The organism is Pseudactinotalea sp. HY160, from assembly GCF_009372055.1.
GTDB lineage: Bacteria > Actinomycetota > Actinomycetes > Actinomycetales > Beutenbergiaceae > HY158.
In genome coordinates, this window is sequence record NZ_WHMT01000005.1 from 166,919 (window position 1) to 183,733 (window position 16,815).

At 71.6% G+C, this 16,815-nt stretch carries 12 protein-coding genes and 2 tRNA genes; 9 read left to right on the forward strand and 5 right to left on the reverse strand.

Features of this window, described 5'->3' with window-relative positions; genetic code table 11:
- From dnaG to GCG21_RS07165, 3 genes are all read left to right on the forward strand, one after another.
- The gene (dnaG, locus tag GCG21_RS07155; RefSeq protein WP_370517369.1) at positions 1-1,941 is read left to right on the forward strand and encodes a DNA primase; all 1,941 of its coding nucleotides are present in this window, start codon (positions 1-3) and stop codon (positions 1,939-1,941) included.
- A 69-nt stretch (positions 1,942-2,010) separates the two neighbouring features.
- Positions 2,011-2,084: transfer RNA gene (locus GCG21_RS07160), tRNA-Ile, on the forward strand.
- Positions 2,085-2,184: 100 nt separating this feature from the next.
- Positions 2,185-2,679 carry a hypothetical protein gene (locus GCG21_RS07165; RefSeq protein WP_152818609.1) on the forward strand — a complete coding sequence of 165 codons (495 nt, stop codon included), beginning with the start codon at positions 2,185-2,187 and terminating at the stop codon, positions 2,677-2,679.
- Positions 2,680-3,535: 856 nt separating this feature from the next.
- Here the strand turns inward: GCG21_RS07165 and GCG21_RS16990 are convergent.
- Positions 3,536-3,661 carry a hypothetical protein gene (locus GCG21_RS16990; RefSeq protein WP_255471597.1) on the reverse strand — a complete coding sequence of 42 codons (126 nt, stop codon included), beginning with the start codon at positions 3,659-3,661 and terminating at the stop codon, positions 3,536-3,538.
- Positions 3,662-3,675: 14 nt separating this feature from the next.
- On the opposite strand from GCG21_RS16990, the gene GCG21_RS07170 reads away from it, so the two are divergent.
- The 6 genes from GCG21_RS07170 (at position 3,676) to GCG21_RS07195 (ending at position 12,948) form a co-directional block, all read left to right on the forward strand.
- Positions 3,676-5,421, forward strand: a complete 1,746-nt coding sequence (locus GCG21_RS07170; protein ID WP_152818611.1) for an HNH endonuclease signature motif containing protein — start codon at positions 3,676-3,678, stop codon at positions 5,419-5,421.
- Positions 5,422-5,564: 143 nt separating this feature from the next.
- Positions 5,565-5,636: transfer RNA gene (locus GCG21_RS07175), tRNA-Asn, on the forward strand.
- A gap of 319 nt (positions 5,637-5,955) precedes the next feature.
- Entirely contained in the window at positions 5,956-7,524 is a 1,569-nt protein-coding gene (locus tag GCG21_RS07180; protein WP_152818613.1) for a hypothetical protein, read from the forward strand.
- On the forward strand, positions 7,521-7,991 hold the full coding sequence (locus tag GCG21_RS07185) for a peptide deformylase (protein WP_152818615.1): 471 nt from the start codon (positions 7,521-7,523) through the stop codon (positions 7,989-7,991). Before GCG21_RS07180 ends, GCG21_RS07185 begins: the two co-directional genes overlap by 4 nt.
- 334 nt (positions 7,992-8,325) lie before the next feature.
- Positions 8,326-12,255, forward strand: coding sequence for an alpha/beta hydrolase domain-containing protein (locus tag GCG21_RS07190; RefSeq protein WP_370517370.1), 3,930 nt, complete (start codon positions 8,326-8,328; stop codon positions 12,253-12,255).
- Positions 12,256-12,444: 189 nt separating this feature from the next.
- Positions 12,445-12,948: a DUF3145 domain-containing protein gene (locus GCG21_RS07195; RefSeq protein WP_152818619.1), complete on the forward strand. Its 504-nt coding sequence runs from the start codon at positions 12,445-12,447 to the stop codon at positions 12,946-12,948.
- A 104-nt stretch (positions 12,949-13,052) separates the two neighbouring features.
- Here the strand turns inward: GCG21_RS07195 and GCG21_RS07200 are convergent, their stop codons facing one another.
- From GCG21_RS07200 to GCG21_RS07215, 4 genes are all read right to left on the reverse strand, one after another.
- Positions 13,053-14,288: a beta-ketoacyl synthase gene (locus GCG21_RS07200; RefSeq protein WP_152818621.1), complete on the reverse strand. Its 1,236-nt coding sequence runs from the start codon at positions 14,286-14,288 to the stop codon at positions 13,053-13,055.
- Positions 14,289-14,385: 97 nt separating this feature from the next.
- Positions 14,386-14,631, reverse strand: coding sequence for an acyl carrier protein (locus tag GCG21_RS07205; RefSeq protein WP_152818623.1), 246 nt, complete (start codon positions 14,629-14,631; stop codon positions 14,386-14,388).
- Positions 14,632-14,697: 66 nt separating this feature from the next.
- Complete coding sequence (locus GCG21_RS07210; RefSeq protein ID WP_152818625.1) at positions 14,698-15,747, reverse strand: beta-ketoacyl-ACP synthase III; 1,050 nt, start codon at positions 15,745-15,747, stop codon at positions 14,698-14,700.
- Positions 15,744-16,670, reverse strand: coding sequence for an ACP S-malonyltransferase (locus tag GCG21_RS07215; protein ID WP_370517371.1), 927 nt, complete (start codon positions 16,668-16,670; stop codon positions 15,744-15,746). The genes GCG21_RS07210 and GCG21_RS07215 overlap by 4 nt, the downstream gene beginning before the upstream one ends.
- Positions 16,671-16,815 lie beyond the last annotated feature (145 nt).

Sequence of the window (16,815 nt, forward strand, 5' to 3'; positions counted from 1 at the left end):
GTGGTCGGGCGGATCCGGGTGGAGGACATCACCGCGGTGCGCGAGCGCGCCCGGATCGAGGAGATCGTCGGGGCGCACGTGACCCTGCGGTCGGCCGGCGTGGGCTCGATGAAGGGGCTGTGCCCGTTCCACGACGAGCGCACGCCCTCGTTCCACGTGCGCCCCCAGCTGGGCCTCTACCACTGCTTCGGCTGCGGCGAGGGCGGTGACGTGATCGACTTCGTGATGAAGATCGACCACCTCGCCTTCGCGGAGGCGGTCGAGCATCTCGCGGCCCGGGCCGGCGTGCAGCTGCGCTACGAGGAGGACGGCAGCGGCGGGCGCAAGGGGCCCGACCCGGGCAAGCGCCAGCGCCTGCTCGAGGCCCACGGACTCGCCGCCGCCTTCTACGAGGAGCAGCTCGTGAGCCCGGAGGCCGCCGTCGCACGCCGGTTCCTGGCCGAGCGGGGCTTCGACCGCGCGGCGGCCGCGCAGTTCGGGGTGGGATATGCCCCGAAGGGGTGGGACAACCTCGCCCGACACCTGCGCAATCGGACGTTCACGGAGGCCGAGCTCCTCGCGGGCGGGCTCGTCAGCCAGGGGAACCGGGGCTCCTACGACCGGTTCCGGGGCCGGCTCATGTGGCCGATCCGGGACACGACGGGCTCGGTCATCGGCTTCGGGGCGCGGCGCCTCTACGACGACGACCCCGGGCCGAAGTACCTCAACACCCCCGAGACCCCGCTGTACAAGAAGGCGCAGGTGCTCTACGGGATCGACGTGGCCAAGCGGGAGATCGCCCGGCGCAAACAGCTCGTCGTGGTCGAGGGGTATACCGACGTCATGGCCATGCATCTGGCCGGGGTGCCGACAGCCGTGGCCACGTGCGGCACGGCGTTCGGCGCCGACCACATCCGCGTGGCGAGGAGACTCCTCGGCGACGCCGCCACGAGCGCCTCCGGGATCATGCTCGCCACGGGCGGCAGCTTCGGTGGAGAGGTGATCTTCACCTTCGACGGCGACGAGGCCGGGCAGAAGGCGGCGCTGCGCGCGTTCGAGGAGGATCAGCGCTTCGCGGCGCAGACGTTCGTGTCCGTGGAGTCCCATGGCATGGACCCGTGCGACCTGCGTCAGCACGCCGGCGACGAGGCGCTGCGGGAACTCGTGGCCACGCGCACGCCGCTGTTCGAGTTCGCGATCACCTCGGTCATGAGCCGGGTCGATCTCGAGACGGCCGAGGGTCGGGTGACGGCGCTGCGGGCCGGCGCCCCGGTCGTCGCCCGGATCCGGGACGTGGCGCTGCGCAGCGAGTACGCGCGGGTGCTCGCCGGGGAGCTGGGCATGGACGAGAACGTCGTGCGGCGCGCCGTGCAGTCGGCGGGCCGGGCGGGCGGCGGGGGCGACCACGAGGTCGCCAGACCGGTCGCGGGGCGCGGCTATGCGGGTCCCTCGGGCCTCGACGATCCGGTCGTGCGGCTCGAGCGGCAGGTGCTCGAGGTGGTGCTGCAGCTGCCGGACCATGCCATGGCCGCGGGATTCGACGAGCTCGCCCCGGAGACCTTCACCGTGCCCGCCCACCGGGCCGTGCTCGACGCGATCCGCGCCGCCGGCGGGGTGAGCGCCTACGGCGGGCTCGTCGAGCAGCTGAGCGTCGCGGGCGCGGGGGCGGGCGCCGCCCAGCAGGCGATGGCGCAGTGGGCGGGGCAGGTGCTCGAGGGCGCCGGGCCGGTCGCCCCGCTCATCACGGAGCTCGCCGTGTCGCCCCTGCCGCAGGACCAGCCCGAGCACGTGGGGGAGTGGGCCGGTGGCGTGCTCACGGCGCTCGTGCGGCTCGGACTCAACCGGCAGATCGGCGACCTCAAGGCGCGCCTGCAGCGCACCCCGCCCACCGACCCGGGCTATCAGCAGCTCTTCGCCGACCTCCTCGCCCTCGAGGAGCGGCGCCGCTCCCTGCAGGGGTGAGGCCGCGGCGTCCCCGCAGGTGAGCACGTGTGCCGGGGCCGCTCGGGCGGCCGGTACAGTGTGCTCGTCGCCCCAGTAGCTCAGCCGGTCAGAGCAGCGGACTCATAATCCGTCGGTCGTGGGTTCAAGCCCCACCTGGGGCACCGCGACGCCTCGTTGCGCCGAGCGCGGTCGTGGCCTCGAACGTTCCGCGAACGACGAGCCGGGCGTCCCTCCGGTCTCGAGCGGGGTAGGTTCGGCATCATGGCAAAGAAAGCACCGGCGGCCGTTGCCGCGCTCGTCCCGGGTAGGCACCTCGCGCTGGTCGAGCTCCTCGACCAGCACTGGGCGATCGCGACGATCGATGCGATCGCCGTGGTGACGCCCGACGAGCACGGCTGGCGGCTCGCGTGGAGCCGGCCCTGGTACGACGTCGCGGGCGGAGACTGGGACGAGGAGGAGCACACGCTGAAGATCACGTGGGTCGACAACTCCACGGGCGCGACGCTCACCACCCTCGACGACGCCCCCAAGCACTTCCCGCGCGTGTTCAAGGAACGGGTCGACTCCTCGATCGTCTACGTGGAGTTCGAACGGATTCCCGGCTCGCGCGCGCAGCTTCGCGCCTCCGTGCGACGCAAGCCGGACGGTGAGCTGTTCTCCCAGATCAGCGCCACCCGCGACGTCCGCCGCACCCCGGAGCTCGATGAGCAGCTCGCGCAGCTCGAGCGGCGGCTCTGGGAGATCGTCGGTCTGTGAGCCTCGCGGTGGGGCGTCCCGCCGTCCGGGCATGCTCCGGCGTCGAGCTCTCCTTCTGCACCATGCCCGCAACCGGTCCGCATGATCCTGCGGCGGATCTGGTCGTCGGGGTGGCGCGATGTCCTGCGCTCGTTGCGCAGCATCCCGCCGTCCGACGCCCTGGGTATTCCGATCTCCCCGGATGTCGCCGGTCTCTCTGATGTCCCCGGTGTCCCGGGGGAATGTCGGTGGGTGCTGAGACCATGTTTGGTATGGAACTTCAGCGGTTCGAGCGGGAGGTGGTCGATGATTCGGCCATGCTCGCCCGGCTGCGTCGGGGCCGGGAGGTCATGGACGAGGTGATGATCGAGCGGCTCGCGTTGGCGGCGATGTGGGTCGAGCATCATCCGTATGTGATCGCGGCCGAGGACGAGGGTGAGGACACCCTGGCCCATCTGCCCCCGCTGGTCGTGGAGGCCACCCTGGCCCAGAAGGCCGAATGGGACCAGATCGATCACGACGCCCGCCAACGCGAGATCACCGCGATCCACACCGCCGCCGCCAACAACAACACGAACACCCGCAGCAGCCGGAGTAGCAGCGATGGTCCCGACGGCGTGACGAGTGTGCTGGATGATCGTGCTACGGATCCGGCATCGCATCCGTTGACGGCCGCGGATCTGGTCCCGGGGGTGGGATCGGGTCAGCGAGGGTTGTGGACGGTGGAGGAGTACTCGATCTCCACGTTCGCGGCCGGGGCCGGGATGGGCCTGGACGCCGCCCAGCGGCTCCTGCTCGAGGCCGAACAGTTACGTACCCGGCTCCCGCTGCTGTTCGCCCGGGCCCTGGCCGGGCGGGTCCGGGTCTGGCGGGCCCGTCAGATCGCGGCGGCGACCTTGTTCCTGTCGGTCGAGGCCTGCGGGTTCGTCGACTCCCAGCTCTCGCTCGTGCCGTTGAACTTCGGGCGTTCCCAGCTCGATGGGCTGATCAAGGAGGCCCTCATCCCTCATCCGGCACATGCCCACCGAGTACGAGGCCGCCGAACAAGCCGCCGATCAGGGCCCGGCCCGGGATGTCACCTTCACCCACGCCGAGACCGCCACCGGGGACTCGCGCATGCACGCGGTCCTACCCGCGGCCGATGGCCGGATCCTGCAGGACGTCATCGATCACCTCGCCGGCATGATCCAGGCCCAGGGCTGGAACCTACCCGCCGGAGACCTACGCGCCTACGCCCTCGGCGACCTCGCCCGCGCCCGCTACGGCCACACACCCCTACCCGGCTGCACCCCCACCGGCCCCGACCAACCAGCCCAACCAGACCAACCGGGCGAGCCCGACCCGTTCGGGAGGGCCGACTCTGCCGAGGCGTCCGACCCGGCCGGCGCATCCGAACCATCGAGCACGCCGGGTCATCAGGGCGCGCCGGACACCGGTGGTGCGGCCGTGCCGCGGGGCCGGATCCTGATGTACCTGCACCTCCAGGCCGCCGACCTCTGGCCCGCCGGACTCCCGACCACCAGCCCGCCACGACCACCCGGCGATCCGGGTGATCCCGGCGATCCCGGCGATCCGGGTGATCGTTGCGATTTCGGTGATCGTGGTGATCCGCGTGTGCCGGGTGCCGGCGCGCGGGCTGCGGGTGGCGGGTTCGATCGTGAACGGCTGCGCCGGGTCCCGGTCCGGGTCGAGGCCCGCGGCCTACCCCGCGGCGCGGTCATCACCGCCGCCGAACTCGGCTCCCTCTTCCACCGCCCCACCACCCTGCCGCCCGCACACGCGCCCGCGGCACCGGGCACACCCGCACCCGGCCCTGAGGAGACGGGTGTGCCCGAGGGTGCGCGTCTCAACGGGACAGCTGCGCCCGCATCCCCGGGACGGCCCGGCACCGTACTGCCCAGCACCGTGCTGCCCGAGACCGTGCTGCCCGGCACCGGTCTGCCCAGGACCGGTCTGCTCGGGACCGGTCTGCCCGGGGAGGGCGGGTCCGGGTCGTGTTTCGTGCCCGAGATCATCGTGCGCCCGGTCCTCGACCTGGACGAGCCCCTCGCGACCGATTCCTACACCCCGACCGAACGGATGCGCACCCAGGCCATCCTGACCACCGACCGATGCGCCTTCCCCTGGTGCACCCGCACCGCCCGCGCCTGCGACCTCGACCACATCGACGCCTGGCACACCACCGACGCCGGCAGGAGCGGCGAGGTCGGCGGCGTGGTCGTGACCGGGGGCGCGACCTGCCCGTGCAACCTCGCCCCGCTGTGCAGGGCGCATCACCGCCTCAAGACCCACGCCCACACCGATTCCGCCTCGCGCGGGCGCCACGCGGCCTGGTCCTACGCCAAACTCGACGCCGGCACCGACCTGTGGACCGGCCCCCACGGCATCCGCCTCCTACGCACCCCCTGGGGCACCCTCGACACCCAGGCCACCACCGAACCCGCCGGCCCCGCCGAGCACCGCGACACGCACGAGACCGCCGAGACCGCCGCCACGCGCGGCGGCACGGGAGCGATCGAGCCGGCCACCGGCACGACGACCGGCACATCCGGCGCCCCCGGCTCGCCCGCCGTGCCCGCGCCGCTGTCCCCGCAGCGGGAACGCGCCAACCGGGCCCACTGGTCCCAGGCCACCCCCGACACCCTCGCCATCGTCCACAGCCGAGACACCCGCCTGAGCGACCGCGCCGACACCACCCGCGCAGCCCACCGCGCCGCCGAGGAAGACGACGCCCGCTGCTACCCCGACGAACCACCCTTCTGAGGCAGCCGGCCCTTGCGCGAAACCGGGACGGGCCCTGTTGCGAGAGAATGCCGAGTGTGCAGAGCAGGCCGATTCGGGCGTGATCTGTGCCACCCCCTGGATGTCACGGGCACCCTCTCGAGTATGTATTATTGGCCAGGCGATCCCCCGTAGCTCAACGGCAGAGCGTCCGACTGTTAATCGGCAGGTTACTGGTTCGAATCCAGTCGGGGGAGCCCAGGGAAGGCAACGTGCGGCGTTTGATCGTCGCGACGTACGCACGATGGAACCGGTCGGTGTGTGCTCATCGGTGCTCCGCGCGGGCGCGGCACCGTGCGCCGGACACGGTCTCAGCCGAGTTCGTCGTGTCTACCCAGGCTCAGCCAGACCGGCACGGGTTCGATACCGGCCGCCATCGGTTCTCGAAGGGCCGCCGCCCGGTGCATTCGAGCAGGGAAGTTCTCCCCATCGAGCAGTGTGCCCCCGCCGCGTCCTGGCTGGGCCTGTGCCCTAGGATTGGGCCGTTATAGCCGTGTCCACAGATGAGGTAGATCGATGGCCCACCGTTTCAATCCAGCGCCGGGCTGGCCGCAGCCACCGGAGGGGTGGACCCCGCCCGCCGGTTGGCAGCCCGATCCGTCGTGGCCGCCCGCCCCCGAAGGGTGGCAGTTCTGGATCGACGACGCGGCCGGTGTGCCCGCTCCGCAGGCTCCCGCCCCTGCGGTTCCCGCTCCTCAGACTCCCGGGCCGATCGACAACGGGGGCTCCGCGCCGCACGACGCGGCCGCCGCTTCCGCCCCAGCCGGAGAGCAGCAGGAGGCGCCGCGCGAGCCCAGTGCGCCGGCGCCGCAGCATCTTGGACCCTCCGCCGCCGCAGCGGCAGCTCCGTTTCCCGGTACAGGCGCAAGTGCCCCCGCCCCGTCGGCGCCCGAACACCAGCCGCCCGCCCAGGAGGCGCCTGCTCAGCAAACCCCCGCTCCGGAAGCACCCGCGCAGCAGTGGCAGGGATCCGCGGAGTCCCAGGGGCAGCAGTTCGGTGAGCACCCGACCCAGCAGTTCGGGCAGCAGTTCGGTGACCAGGCCACCCAGCAGTTCGGTGACCAGCCCACCCAGCAGTTCGGGCAGCAATTCGGTGACCAACCCACCCAGCAGTTCGGTGGCGCGCCCGGGCAGCCTCCTGCCGGGCAATACGGCGGCGAAGGCGCCGGCTTCAGCTACGCGGCGGCCCAGCACGATCCGGGCACGTCGCCCTATCAGGGTCAGCCCGGCCAACCTGGCCAACCTGGTCAGCCGGCTCAGCCCGGTCAGCAGTACCCGGCCTACGCCGGCGCCTATCCCGGCCAGCCTGGCCAGCCCGGTCAGCCTGGTCAGCCCGGAGGCCCGGGTGCAGGTGGCCCGACCGGTCCGGGTGGCCCGGGTGAGCCCCGGAAGAAGCGAACCGGGCTGATCGTCACGATCATCGTGATCCTCGTGCTCGTGCTCGCGGCCGTGGTGTGGGGAATCGTCGCCCTGCTGTCCGATTCGGACAGCCCGGCCGCCGGCCCCACGGCGGCGCCCACCGTGACGCAGACCGAGGAGCCGACCCCCGACCCGACGACCCCCGCGCCGGAGCCGACGAGCGAGGAGCCCACGGCGGAGGAGACCACGGACGATCCCGGCGCGTCCGGTTCCGTCGTCGACCTCAAGCCGGGCGAGTTCGCCACGATCACCTCGGTCGGCACCGAGATCGCCGAGCTGACGATCACGGACATCGAGGTCGGCTGGACCCCCGACGCGAGCAACTTCCTGTGCAGCCCGCCCGAGGACGGCTCGGAGTACGCGCTGCTCCACGTCGAGGTGAACACGAACGACCAGATGGACCCGGCCGGACACTTCTTCACCGGAATGGGATTCAGCATGCTCGACGAGGCCGGCAACCCCGCCGGCGAGTCCGGCGCGTTCCTCGGGATCATGTGCCTCGACGAGGCCGATGCCCTCCCGAGCGAGTGGCAGGCGAACCAGTCCTACTCGGGGCTCATGCTCGCCACCTTCACCCCGGAGACGGCCATCGTCGAGTATCACGACTTCCTCGACTTCATGGGCGATGCCCCGAGCTATCGCTGGCACGTGGCCGACTTCGGATGATCAGGGAGATCCGCCCGTTCGGGGATCCGATCCTGCGCACCACCTGCGATCCGGTGCGCGGGATCACCCCGGGCACCCGGTCCGTCGTCCGGGACCTCCTCGACACGGTCGACCAGCCCGGCCGAGCCGGGGTCGCCGCCAACCAGATCGGCGTGGGCCTGCGGATCTTCTCCTACCTCGTGGACGGCGACCTCGGCTACCTCATCAACCCGGAGCTCGTCTCGGCCACGGGGGAGCAGAGCGGCCCCGAGGGCTGCCTGAGCGTGCCCGGGCACAGTTTCGAGGTGACCCGCCCGGACCGCGTGGAGGTCACGGGCATCGACCTCGACGGCGCCCCGGTGACCGTCGTCGGCACGGGCCTGCTGGCGCGCGCGCTGCTGCACGAACTCGACCACCTCGACGGCAGGCTGTACATCGACCTGCTGCCGGGAAGCCGGCGACGCGAAGTGCTGCGCGCCTTCCGGTAGCCGCGCACGAGAAGAGCCGAACGCGCGAGCGCCCGGGTGTCGATCGACCGATCGTCCCGGGCGCTCCTGCATGTCCGGACCGATATGACCCGGCCTTCGGCAGGCCTTGGGACGACGAAGGTCGCCTTCGCGACGTCCGCGGGAGGGTCGTAGCCTGCCCCGTCGGGTGGACCCCGAAAACTTTCCGGTAATGGACCGTGGCAATTTTCGGCAACAGCTGAGCATCGCCGATCCGGGACGGCCAGGGTATGGGGCGTGTCACCCGGAGCGGCCACGGTCACAGCCGTCGTCCGCACCTGCCGGTGACCTCGAATGATTGAGGAGGATCATGTCAGTGCACAGACGACGAGGCCTACGGACCATGGTGGCGGCCGCCGCCGTGGTTCCGCTCACCCTCGGATTGAGCGTCGCGGCCGGCGCGGAGACCGCCGTGCCGCCGGCGGAGCAGCCACAGCTCGAGTCGCGGGTGAAGGAGATCATCACGGTCGACGATCTCGAGTTCCGCGACCTCAACGGCAACGGCGTGCTCGACCCCTACGAGGACTGGCGGCTCTCCGCCGACGACCGCACGGGCGACCTCGTGGAGCGGATGAGCCTGACGGAGAAGTCCGGGCTCATGCTCATCGACACGCTCAACGCCGCCTGCGAGGACGGCGTGCGTGGCGCCGTCCCGGCCGAGGGCACGGACTACATCGAGAACCAGGCCATGCACCTGTTCGTCTTCCGGAACACGGTCGCCGGCCCGGAGGATGCGGTCTGCGGCGAGCCGGGTGGCGGCTTCCGCGCCTCGACCGTGGTCACCCCGGCCGAGGCGGCGCAGTTCACGAACTCCGTCCAGGAGATGAGCGAGGCCACCCGGCTCGGCATCCCGTCGCTGTTCAAGTCGAACGCGCGCAACCACATCGACCCGAACGCCCGGGCAGGCATCAACGAGTCCGCCGGCGCGTTCACGTCCTTCCCGAAGGAGGCCGGCATCGCCGCCGCGGCCCTCGGTGCCGAGGCCGCCGCCACGGGCGAGGACCCGACGACGGGCGACATGTCCGTCGTCGAGGACTTCGCCTCGATCATGGGCGACGAATGGGCGTCGATCGGGCTGCGCGGGATGTACGGCTACATGGCCGACCTGTCCACCGAACCCCGCTGGTACCGCGCCCACGAGACGTTCACGGAGGACGCCGACCTCAACGCGAACATCATGACCTCGCTCGTCTCCTCCCTCCAGGGCGAGGTCGGCGAGGACGGGCTCGCGCTCACCCCCGAGTCTCAGGTGGCGCTCACCCTCAAGCACTTCCCGGGCGGTGGGCCCCAGCAGCTCGGCCTCGACCCGCACTACGCGTTCGGCAAGGGGCAGGTCTACCCGGCCGACATGTTCGGCGAGCACCTCAAGCCGTTCGAGGCCGCGATCGAGGCGGGCGTCTCCTCGATCATGCCGTACTACGGTGTGCCGGTCGACGTCACCTACAACGGCGAGGAGCTGCCGGAGACCGGTATGGCCTTCTCCGATGCGATCGTCAACGGACTGCTGCGCGACCAGCTCGGCTTCCCGGGCTACGTCAACTCCGACACGGGCATCATCACCGACCGCGCGTGGGGGCTCGAGGACGCCACCGTGCCCGAGCGGGTGGCCGCCGCGATCAACAGCGGCACCGACACGCTATCCGGATTCCATGACGTGCAGGTGATCCTCGACCTCGTGGCCGACGGCCTCGTCGACGAGGCTCGGGTCGACCTCGCCGCCGAACGCATCCTCGCGCAGTTCTTCCGCATGGGCCTGTTCGAGAACCCCTACGTCGATCCGGCCGGGGCGACCGAAACGGTCGGTGCCGCCGCGCACCGCGAGGTGGGCCTGCAGACCCAGCGGGACTCGCTCGTGCTGCTCGAGAACTCCCAGACCCCCGGTGGCCCCGTGCTCCCACTCGCCGACGACGCGAGCGTGTACGTGCTCGGCGGGATCGACGGCGCCGCCGTCGCCGACCGCGGCTACGACGTGACGAGCGGCGACACCCCCGACGGGGCCGGGCGCCCGAGCGCCGCGGGCAACGACTACGCCGTCATCTCCCTCACCGCGAATGCCAGTGGCGGCGACTACGTCTCGAACGACCCGGCCTCGGGCCTCGATCCCGAACACGGAGTCAACCCGGCCGTCATCGACGGCATCCCCGGCTACGACGGGCAGAGCCCGTGGGGAGCGGCCGACGTGTGCAGCACCATCGAGGGCGCGGCCTGCACCGACAACGGCCTGCGCTTCGGCGGGGCCTACCCGTGGGAGTCGAGCGTGCTCGACTTCACCGGCATGGAGGCCGCCGACTCGTGGGAGGTGACCCCGTCCCTGGCGACGATCCAGGAGGTCATCGCCGAGATCGGCGACCCGAGCAAGGTGATCCTCGACGTCTACTTCCGCCAGCCGTACGTGCTCGACGAGGCCTCCGGCCTGCGAGACGTCGGCGCGATCGTCGCGGACTTCGGCACGAGCACCGGCGCGCTGCTCGACGTGCTCTCCGGGAAGCACGACTTCCAGGGCCGCATGCCCTTCGCGCTGGCCGGCACCGCCGAGGCGATCCTCGAACAGGACAGCGACCGGCCCGGCTACGACGAGACGACCGACGGCGCGCTGTACCCCTTCGGATACGGCCTGAGCTACGAGGGCGAGGCGGCGCCGTCCACACTCACCGCGCAGCCGGAGGTGACCGGACCGATCCCCGTGACGGAGGACTCGGTCATGTGGTCGTCGATGGCGAACGCGCGCGTGCCGTTCGACGTGGCCGACCACGGCTTCGTCGAGGAGGAGTACTTCCTCTCCGGCACGAGCTCGATCTACTCCGGCGAGTCCGGTGCGGCGACCGCGATCGACGCGGCCGACTACACGAACAACATCCTCGTGCGGCGCCCGGCCGATGCGGCCGACTTCTCCGGCGTCGTGCTCGTGGACATCCTCAACGCCTCGAACGGGTTCCCGGGAGAGGACCACTGGCGCCGGATGTGGCAGTGGGCGCTCGAGGAGGGCCACGCCGTCATCGGCCTCACCTCCAAGCCGATCCAGATCGACGCGCTGCACAACTACGATCCGCAGCGCTACGCGGACCTGAGCTGGGACGTCGAGGACACGGGTCGCGACCCGATCGTCGCCGACCCGGACGACCCGGGCTCCTTCGACCCGTTCATGGTCGTGCCCGGTGCGCAGGAGGGCCTCGTGTGGGACATCACGACCCAGCTCGGTGTGCTCCTCGACCGCGACCCGGGCAGCATCCTCGGGGGCATGTCCCCGGAGACGACGCTGCTGCTCGGCCAGTCGCAGTCCGCGATCTACCTGCGCACCTACGTGGAGAGCTTCCACGCGGCACAGTCGGACGCGAACGGCGGCTCGCTGTGGGACGGCTACCTCAACACGGCCGGGGCGCACGGTGTCAGGCCGCTGCAACAGGGCGACACCGGCTACACGCGCCTGCCGGGGGAGCTCCCCGCGCTCGACGTGCCGATGATCTCGGTGACCGCCGAGGGTGACGGGCCGCTGTTCGGCTTGAACGGCGTGGCCGAGCGTGAATACCCGGCGAACAACTTCCAGTGGCAGGTGCCCGGCACCCCGCACACCGATCTGCTCTCGCCGGTGATCCCGGCCGACGAGGAGATCTACCAGGCGGGCCGGCTTCCGAACACGGACGTGCACGAGGAGGCGTTCCGCGCCTCGCTCAACATCTACCCGCTCGAGCCGACGATCATCGCGGCGGCCGAGGCGCTCATCGACGCGGACCAGCAGGGCACGGTCCCGGCGGCATCGCTCTGGTACGACCAGGCCGGCGGCGACCTCGTGCGCGACGAGTCCGGCAACGTGACCGGGGGCGTGCGGTCCGGACTCCTCGAGTACCCGCTCGGGCAGTACCTCGGTGCGGCGAGCCCGGGCGCCGTGTACGGGTCGATGGCCCTCATCTCCGCCGAGGAGTTCGCCGACACCTACGGCACGCGGGCGGACTACCTCGACCTCATGGGCACCTTCGACGCCGGACAGATCGAGGCCGGGTACCTCTCGGACTGGGGCGCGGACTACCTCGTGGACGTCGCGAACGAGCTCCTCGACCGGATCGGGGTGGCGGATCTCGACCCGACCGATCCCACCGCGGCGCCGACCGAGACCACCGGGCCGACCGGTTCCCTGCCCGACACGGGGGCCGACATGGGCCCCGTGACCGGACTGGTCGTGCTCGCCCTGCTGCTCGGTGGCGCCGCCGTGCTCGTCGCCCGGCGACGGCCGGCAGGTGCCGGTTCCTGAGACGACCGGAGCACTCACCCCTGAATCCCGGGCCCCGTCGGCGTGTCGGCGGGGCCCGGGCAGGCGTCGACGTGCCAAATCGGCGCGGATCGGGCATGATGGGTCGAGAAGAAGTGCCGCACCCGTTCCGGCGGGCTATGAGATTCGTTGGGGAAGACGCATCTCGGGTCTGACGGAAAGGAGCGGATGATGTCTGGTGTGATCACCCGTGGGGTGATTTTCGTGCACTCGGCGCCACGTGCCCTGTGCCCCCATGTCGAGTGGGCGATCGGAAACGTGCTGCCCACGGCGCAGGTGCTCGCGGAATGGACCGAGCAGCCGGCCGCGCCGAGCATGTACCGCACGGAGATCTCGTGGGTCGGACCGGCGGGCACCGGTGCCCACCTCGCCTCGGCACTGCGCGGCTGGAATCACCTGCGTTACGAGGTCACGGAGGAGCCGAGCCGCGGCACCGACGGCTCCCGCTGGAGCCACACCCCCGACCTGGGCATCTTCCACGGCCAGGTGGACGCACACGGCAACACGGTCGTGCCGGAGGATCGGATCCGCTCGGCGATGGACCATGCGCACGATCCCGTGCGGATGCGCCAGCAGCTCGACCTCGCCCTGGGCCAGGCGTGGGACGACGAACTCGAACCCTTCCGGTACGCCGGTGCCGGGGTACCGGTGCGCTGGCTGCACCGGGTCGGCTGAGGGCCGGCCGAGGGTAGACTGAGGGCCGGCCGAGGGGCGGATATACGTGTGGCGGGGAGCCGGTGAGCTCCCCGCCACTGCCGTATCCGCGCGGCGCGCGGGCCTCAGACGCTCGTGGCCACGAGGGCCACGTTGTGCCCGCCGAACCCGAAGGCGTTGTTGATCGCGGCGATATCGCCGGCCGGCAGCTCCCGGGGCGCGTCGCGCACGAGGTCGATCGGCAGGTCGGGCTCGGGGGAGTCGACGTTGATCGTCGGGGGCGCGAGCCGGTCCCGCAGCGCGAGCACCGTGAAGATCGCCTCGAGTGCCCCGGCGCCGCCGAGCAGGTGGCCCGTCATCGACTTCGTGGCCGAGACCACCGCCTGGTCCCCGATGGCACGCGCGATCGCCGCCGCCTCGATCCCGTCGCCGACGGGGGTGGAGGTGGCGTGGGCGTTCACGTGCGCGATGTCGCCGGCGGTGAGCCCGGCGTCCTCGAGCGCGAGCCGGATCGCGGTCTCCTGACCGGCACCCGTCGGGTCCGGCGGGGCGATCGCGTAGGCGTCGGAGCTGAGCCCGACGCCGCTGAGCCGGGCGTAGATCGTGGCCCCACGGGCCAGCGCATGGTCCTCCCGCTCGAGCACGAGCACCCCGGCGCCCTCACCGAGCACGAACCCGTCGCGCTCGGTGTCGTAGGGCCGCGAGGCGGCCTGTGGGTCGTCGTTGCGGGTCGAGAGCGCCTGCATCTTCGCGAAGGCCGCGAGCGGGAGCGCGTGGATGGCCGCCTCCGTGCCGCCCGCGACGACGACGTCGGCCCGGCCCGAGCGGATCATCTCGATCCCGTAGCCGATCGCCTCGGCGCCCGAGGCGCAGGCGGAGACGGGCGTATGCGCGCCGGCCTTGGCCCCGACCTCGAGGGAGACGTAGGCGGCCGGCGAGTTCGGCATGAGCATGGGCACGGTGAGCGGCAGCACCCGGCGGGCCCCGCTCTCCTTCAGGGTGTCCCAGGAGCTGAGCAGGGTCCACACCCCGCCGATCCCCGAGGCGATGACGGAGCCGATCCGCTCACCGGGAACGTCGGGGGAGCCGGCATCGGCCCACGCCTCACGGGCGGCGATGACGGCGAACTGCGCGCTGGGATCCATCCGCTTGCGCTGCGGCAGCGGGAGCACGTCGGCCGCGGGCACGGCGAGCTCGCCCGCGAAGGTCACCGGCAGGTCGTACTCCTCGACCCACTCGTGGGTCATGGTCGCCACGCCGGAGGTGCCCGCGAGGGCGGCCGACCAGGTGGTGGGGACGTCCCCACCCAGCGGGGAGGTCACACCGAGGCCCGTGACTACGACGGGTACATGGTCACTCATGAGACGGCCTTCTTCGTTCGTTCCGGGAGCGGGCCGGTCACCGGAGGACGCACCGAAACGGTGCGCCCTCCGAGGACCGGAGCCACGGGGGCAGGAATCAGGCCTGCGCCTGGGCGATGTAGTTGACGGCGTCGCCGACGGTCGTGAGGTTCTGAACCTCTTCGTCGGGGATGCGCACCTCGAACTTCTCCTCCGCCAGGGTGACGATCGTCATCATCGACAGCGAGTCGATGTCCAGGTCGTCGGTGAAGGACTTGTCGAGCTGCACCGCGTCGGTGGGCAGACCGGTCTCTTCGTTCACGATCTCGGCGAGACCGGCGAGGATCTCCTCGTTGCTGGCCATGGGGGCTCCGTTTCTTGGGTAGCTAGGGGTTCCTAGCCTAGGGGTGTGCGGGTGGGAGGTGCGCCCTCAGGGGAGGACGACGACCTGGCCGGCATAGGCCAGTCCGGCGCCGAAGCCGACCTGGAGGGCGACGGCGCCGCTCGGGGCCGTGCCCTCCCGCAGCAACCGTTCGGTCGCGAGCGGGATGGACGCCGCCGAGGTATTCCCGGTCTCGGCGATGTCGCGGGCGACGATGACCGAGTCGGGAAGCTTGAGGAGCTTGGTGAGCTGATCGGTGATGCGCATGTTCGCCTGGTGCGGGATGAACACCTCGATGTCGTCGAGGGTCAACCCGGCCGCCGCCACGGCCTGGCGTGCCACGCCCGGGATGGTCGAGATCACCCACTTGAACACGGTCGGCCCCAGCTGGCGCAGCGTCGGGGTGCGCATCTGGGAGACCTCCTCGGCGAGTTCGGGCGTCTCCTCCTCGGGCTCGCCCAGCTCCTCGTGGCGGTAGTCGAGCCACGACCGGGTCTGATAGATGACGCCGGCCTGCCCGCCGTCCGATCCCCAGACGGTCGGGCCGATGCCGGTCTGGTCCGAGGCGGTCACGACCGCCGCTCCCGCCCCGTCGCCGAGCAGGAACGAGATGGTGCGGTCGGTCGGGTCGATGAAGTCGCTCATCTTCTCCACTCCGACCACGACGACCGTGCGCGCCAGACCGGCCCGTACCATCGCGTCCGCCTGGGCGATGCCGTAGCAGTAGCCGGCGCACGCCGCGGACAGGTCGAAGGCCGGGGCGGGGGTGGCCCCGATCCGGTCGGCGACGATCGTCGCCAGCGCCGGGGTCTGCTCGAAGTGGGTCACGGTGGAGACGATGACCGCATCGACGTCGGCCCCGGTGATGCCCGCCTTGGCGAGTGCATCCTGGGCCGCGGCGGTGGACATGTCGGCGATCGTCGTGTCGTGGTCCGCCCGGGCGCGGGTGACGATGCCGGTGCGCTGACGGATCCACTCGTCGGAGGAGTTGATCGGCCCGGCGATGTCGTCGTTGGTCACGAGGTTCTCACCGCGGAAGCCGCCGATGGCGGCGATGCGGGATCCGGTCGTGGTGGGGGCCCCGAGCAGGGTGGTCATCGGCTCTCCTTGATGGCGGCGATTGCGGAGTCCAGATCGGCGGGCTTCTTGATCGCGATCGTGGCGACCCCCGGCATGGACCGGCGGGCGAGCCCGCTGAGCACCCCGCCGGGAGCGAGCTCGATCGTCGTGGTCACGCCGCGGGAGACCATGGTCTCCTGGCACCGGTCCCACCGGACGGGATGGGTGATCTGGTCGACGAGCAACTCGAGCGCGCGCGGGCCGGAGGGCACGGGCTCGCCGGTGGCGTTGCTCAGCACCGCGAGCGTGGGCGCGGCCGGGGTGAGCGCTCCGGCGGCGGCGGCGACGTCCGGGACGGCGGGGGCCATGTACCGGGTGTGGAAGGCCCCGGCGACGGCGAGCGGGATGACCCGCGCCTTGGCGGGCGGTGCGGCCGCCAAGGCTTCGAGGTCGGCGCGGGCACCGGCGGCCACGATCTGCCCGCCGCCGTTGACGTTGGCCGGAACCAGCCCGGCCGCGACGATCGCGGTGGTCACCTCGTCCGGGTCTCCGCCGACGACGGCCGCCATGCCGGTGTCTGCGGCGGTCGCGGCCGCGGCCATCGCGCGACCGCGGACGCCCACGAGCTCGACCGCCTCGGCCGCGGTGAGGATCCCGGCGGCGGCGACGGCGGCGAACTCGCCCACCGAGTGCCCGGCACTCAGGCCGGCCCAGCCGGCGACCGGCCCGACCTCGCCCTCGAGCAGGTGCAGTGCCAGCAGGGACGCGCCGACGATGAGTGGCTGGGCCACCGCCGTGTCCTTGATCGTGGCGGCGTCGGCCGTGGTGCCGAGACCGAGCAGGTCGATTCGGGCGGCGTCACCGAGGGTCCCCAGGAACTCGCGGGCCCCGGGCAGTTCGAGCCACGGCTCGAGCATTCCGGGGGTCTGGGAGCCTTGGCCGGGACAGAGGAGGGCAATCACGGTCTCTACCTTTCCCGAGTCGGGGTGCCGCTCTCGCAATTGGAACGGACCAAGCTTATCCACTGGCGTTGTGCGAAACCTACAAAACCCGCCCGATTGGTGATCCGCGTCGCATCAGCCCGGTGAGGTGGGTCTCGCTCGCCCC

Excerpts from the sequence above, each read along its gene's own strand:
- GCG21_RS07165 (WP_152818609.1), top strand. The coding sequence starts at position 2,185 with ATGGCAAAGAAAGCACCGGCGGCCGTTGCCGCGCTCGTCCCGGGTAGG.
- GCG21_RS16990 (WP_255471597.1), bottom strand. The coding sequence starts at position 3,661 with ATGAGGGCCTCCTTGATCAGCCCATCGAGCTGGGAACGCCCGAAGTTC.
- GCG21_RS07170 (WP_152818611.1), top strand. The coding sequence starts at position 3,676 with ATGCCCACCGAGTACGAGGCCGCCGAACAAGCCGCCGATCAGGGCCCG.
- GCG21_RS07180 (WP_152818613.1), top strand. The coding sequence starts at position 5,956 with ATGGCCCACCGTTTCAATCCAGCGCCGGGCTGGCCGCAGCCACCGGAG.
- GCG21_RS07185 (WP_152818615.1), top strand. The coding sequence starts at position 7,521 with ATGATCAGGGAGATCCGCCCGTTCGGGGATCCGATCCTGCGCACCACC.
- GCG21_RS07195 (WP_152818619.1), top strand. The coding sequence starts at position 12,445 with ATGTCTGGTGTGATCACCCGTGGGGTGATTTTCGTGCACTCGGCGCCA.
- GCG21_RS07200 (WP_152818621.1), bottom strand. The coding sequence starts at position 14,288 with ATGAGTGACCATGTACCCGTCGTAGTCACGGGCCTCGGTGTGACCTCC.
- GCG21_RS07205 (WP_152818623.1), bottom strand. The coding sequence starts at position 14,631 with ATGGCCAGCAACGAGGAGATCCTCGCCGGTCTCGCCGAGATCGTGAAC.
- GCG21_RS07210 (WP_152818625.1), bottom strand. The coding sequence starts at position 15,747 with ATGACCACCCTGCTCGGGGCCCCCACCACGACCGGATCCCGCATCGCC.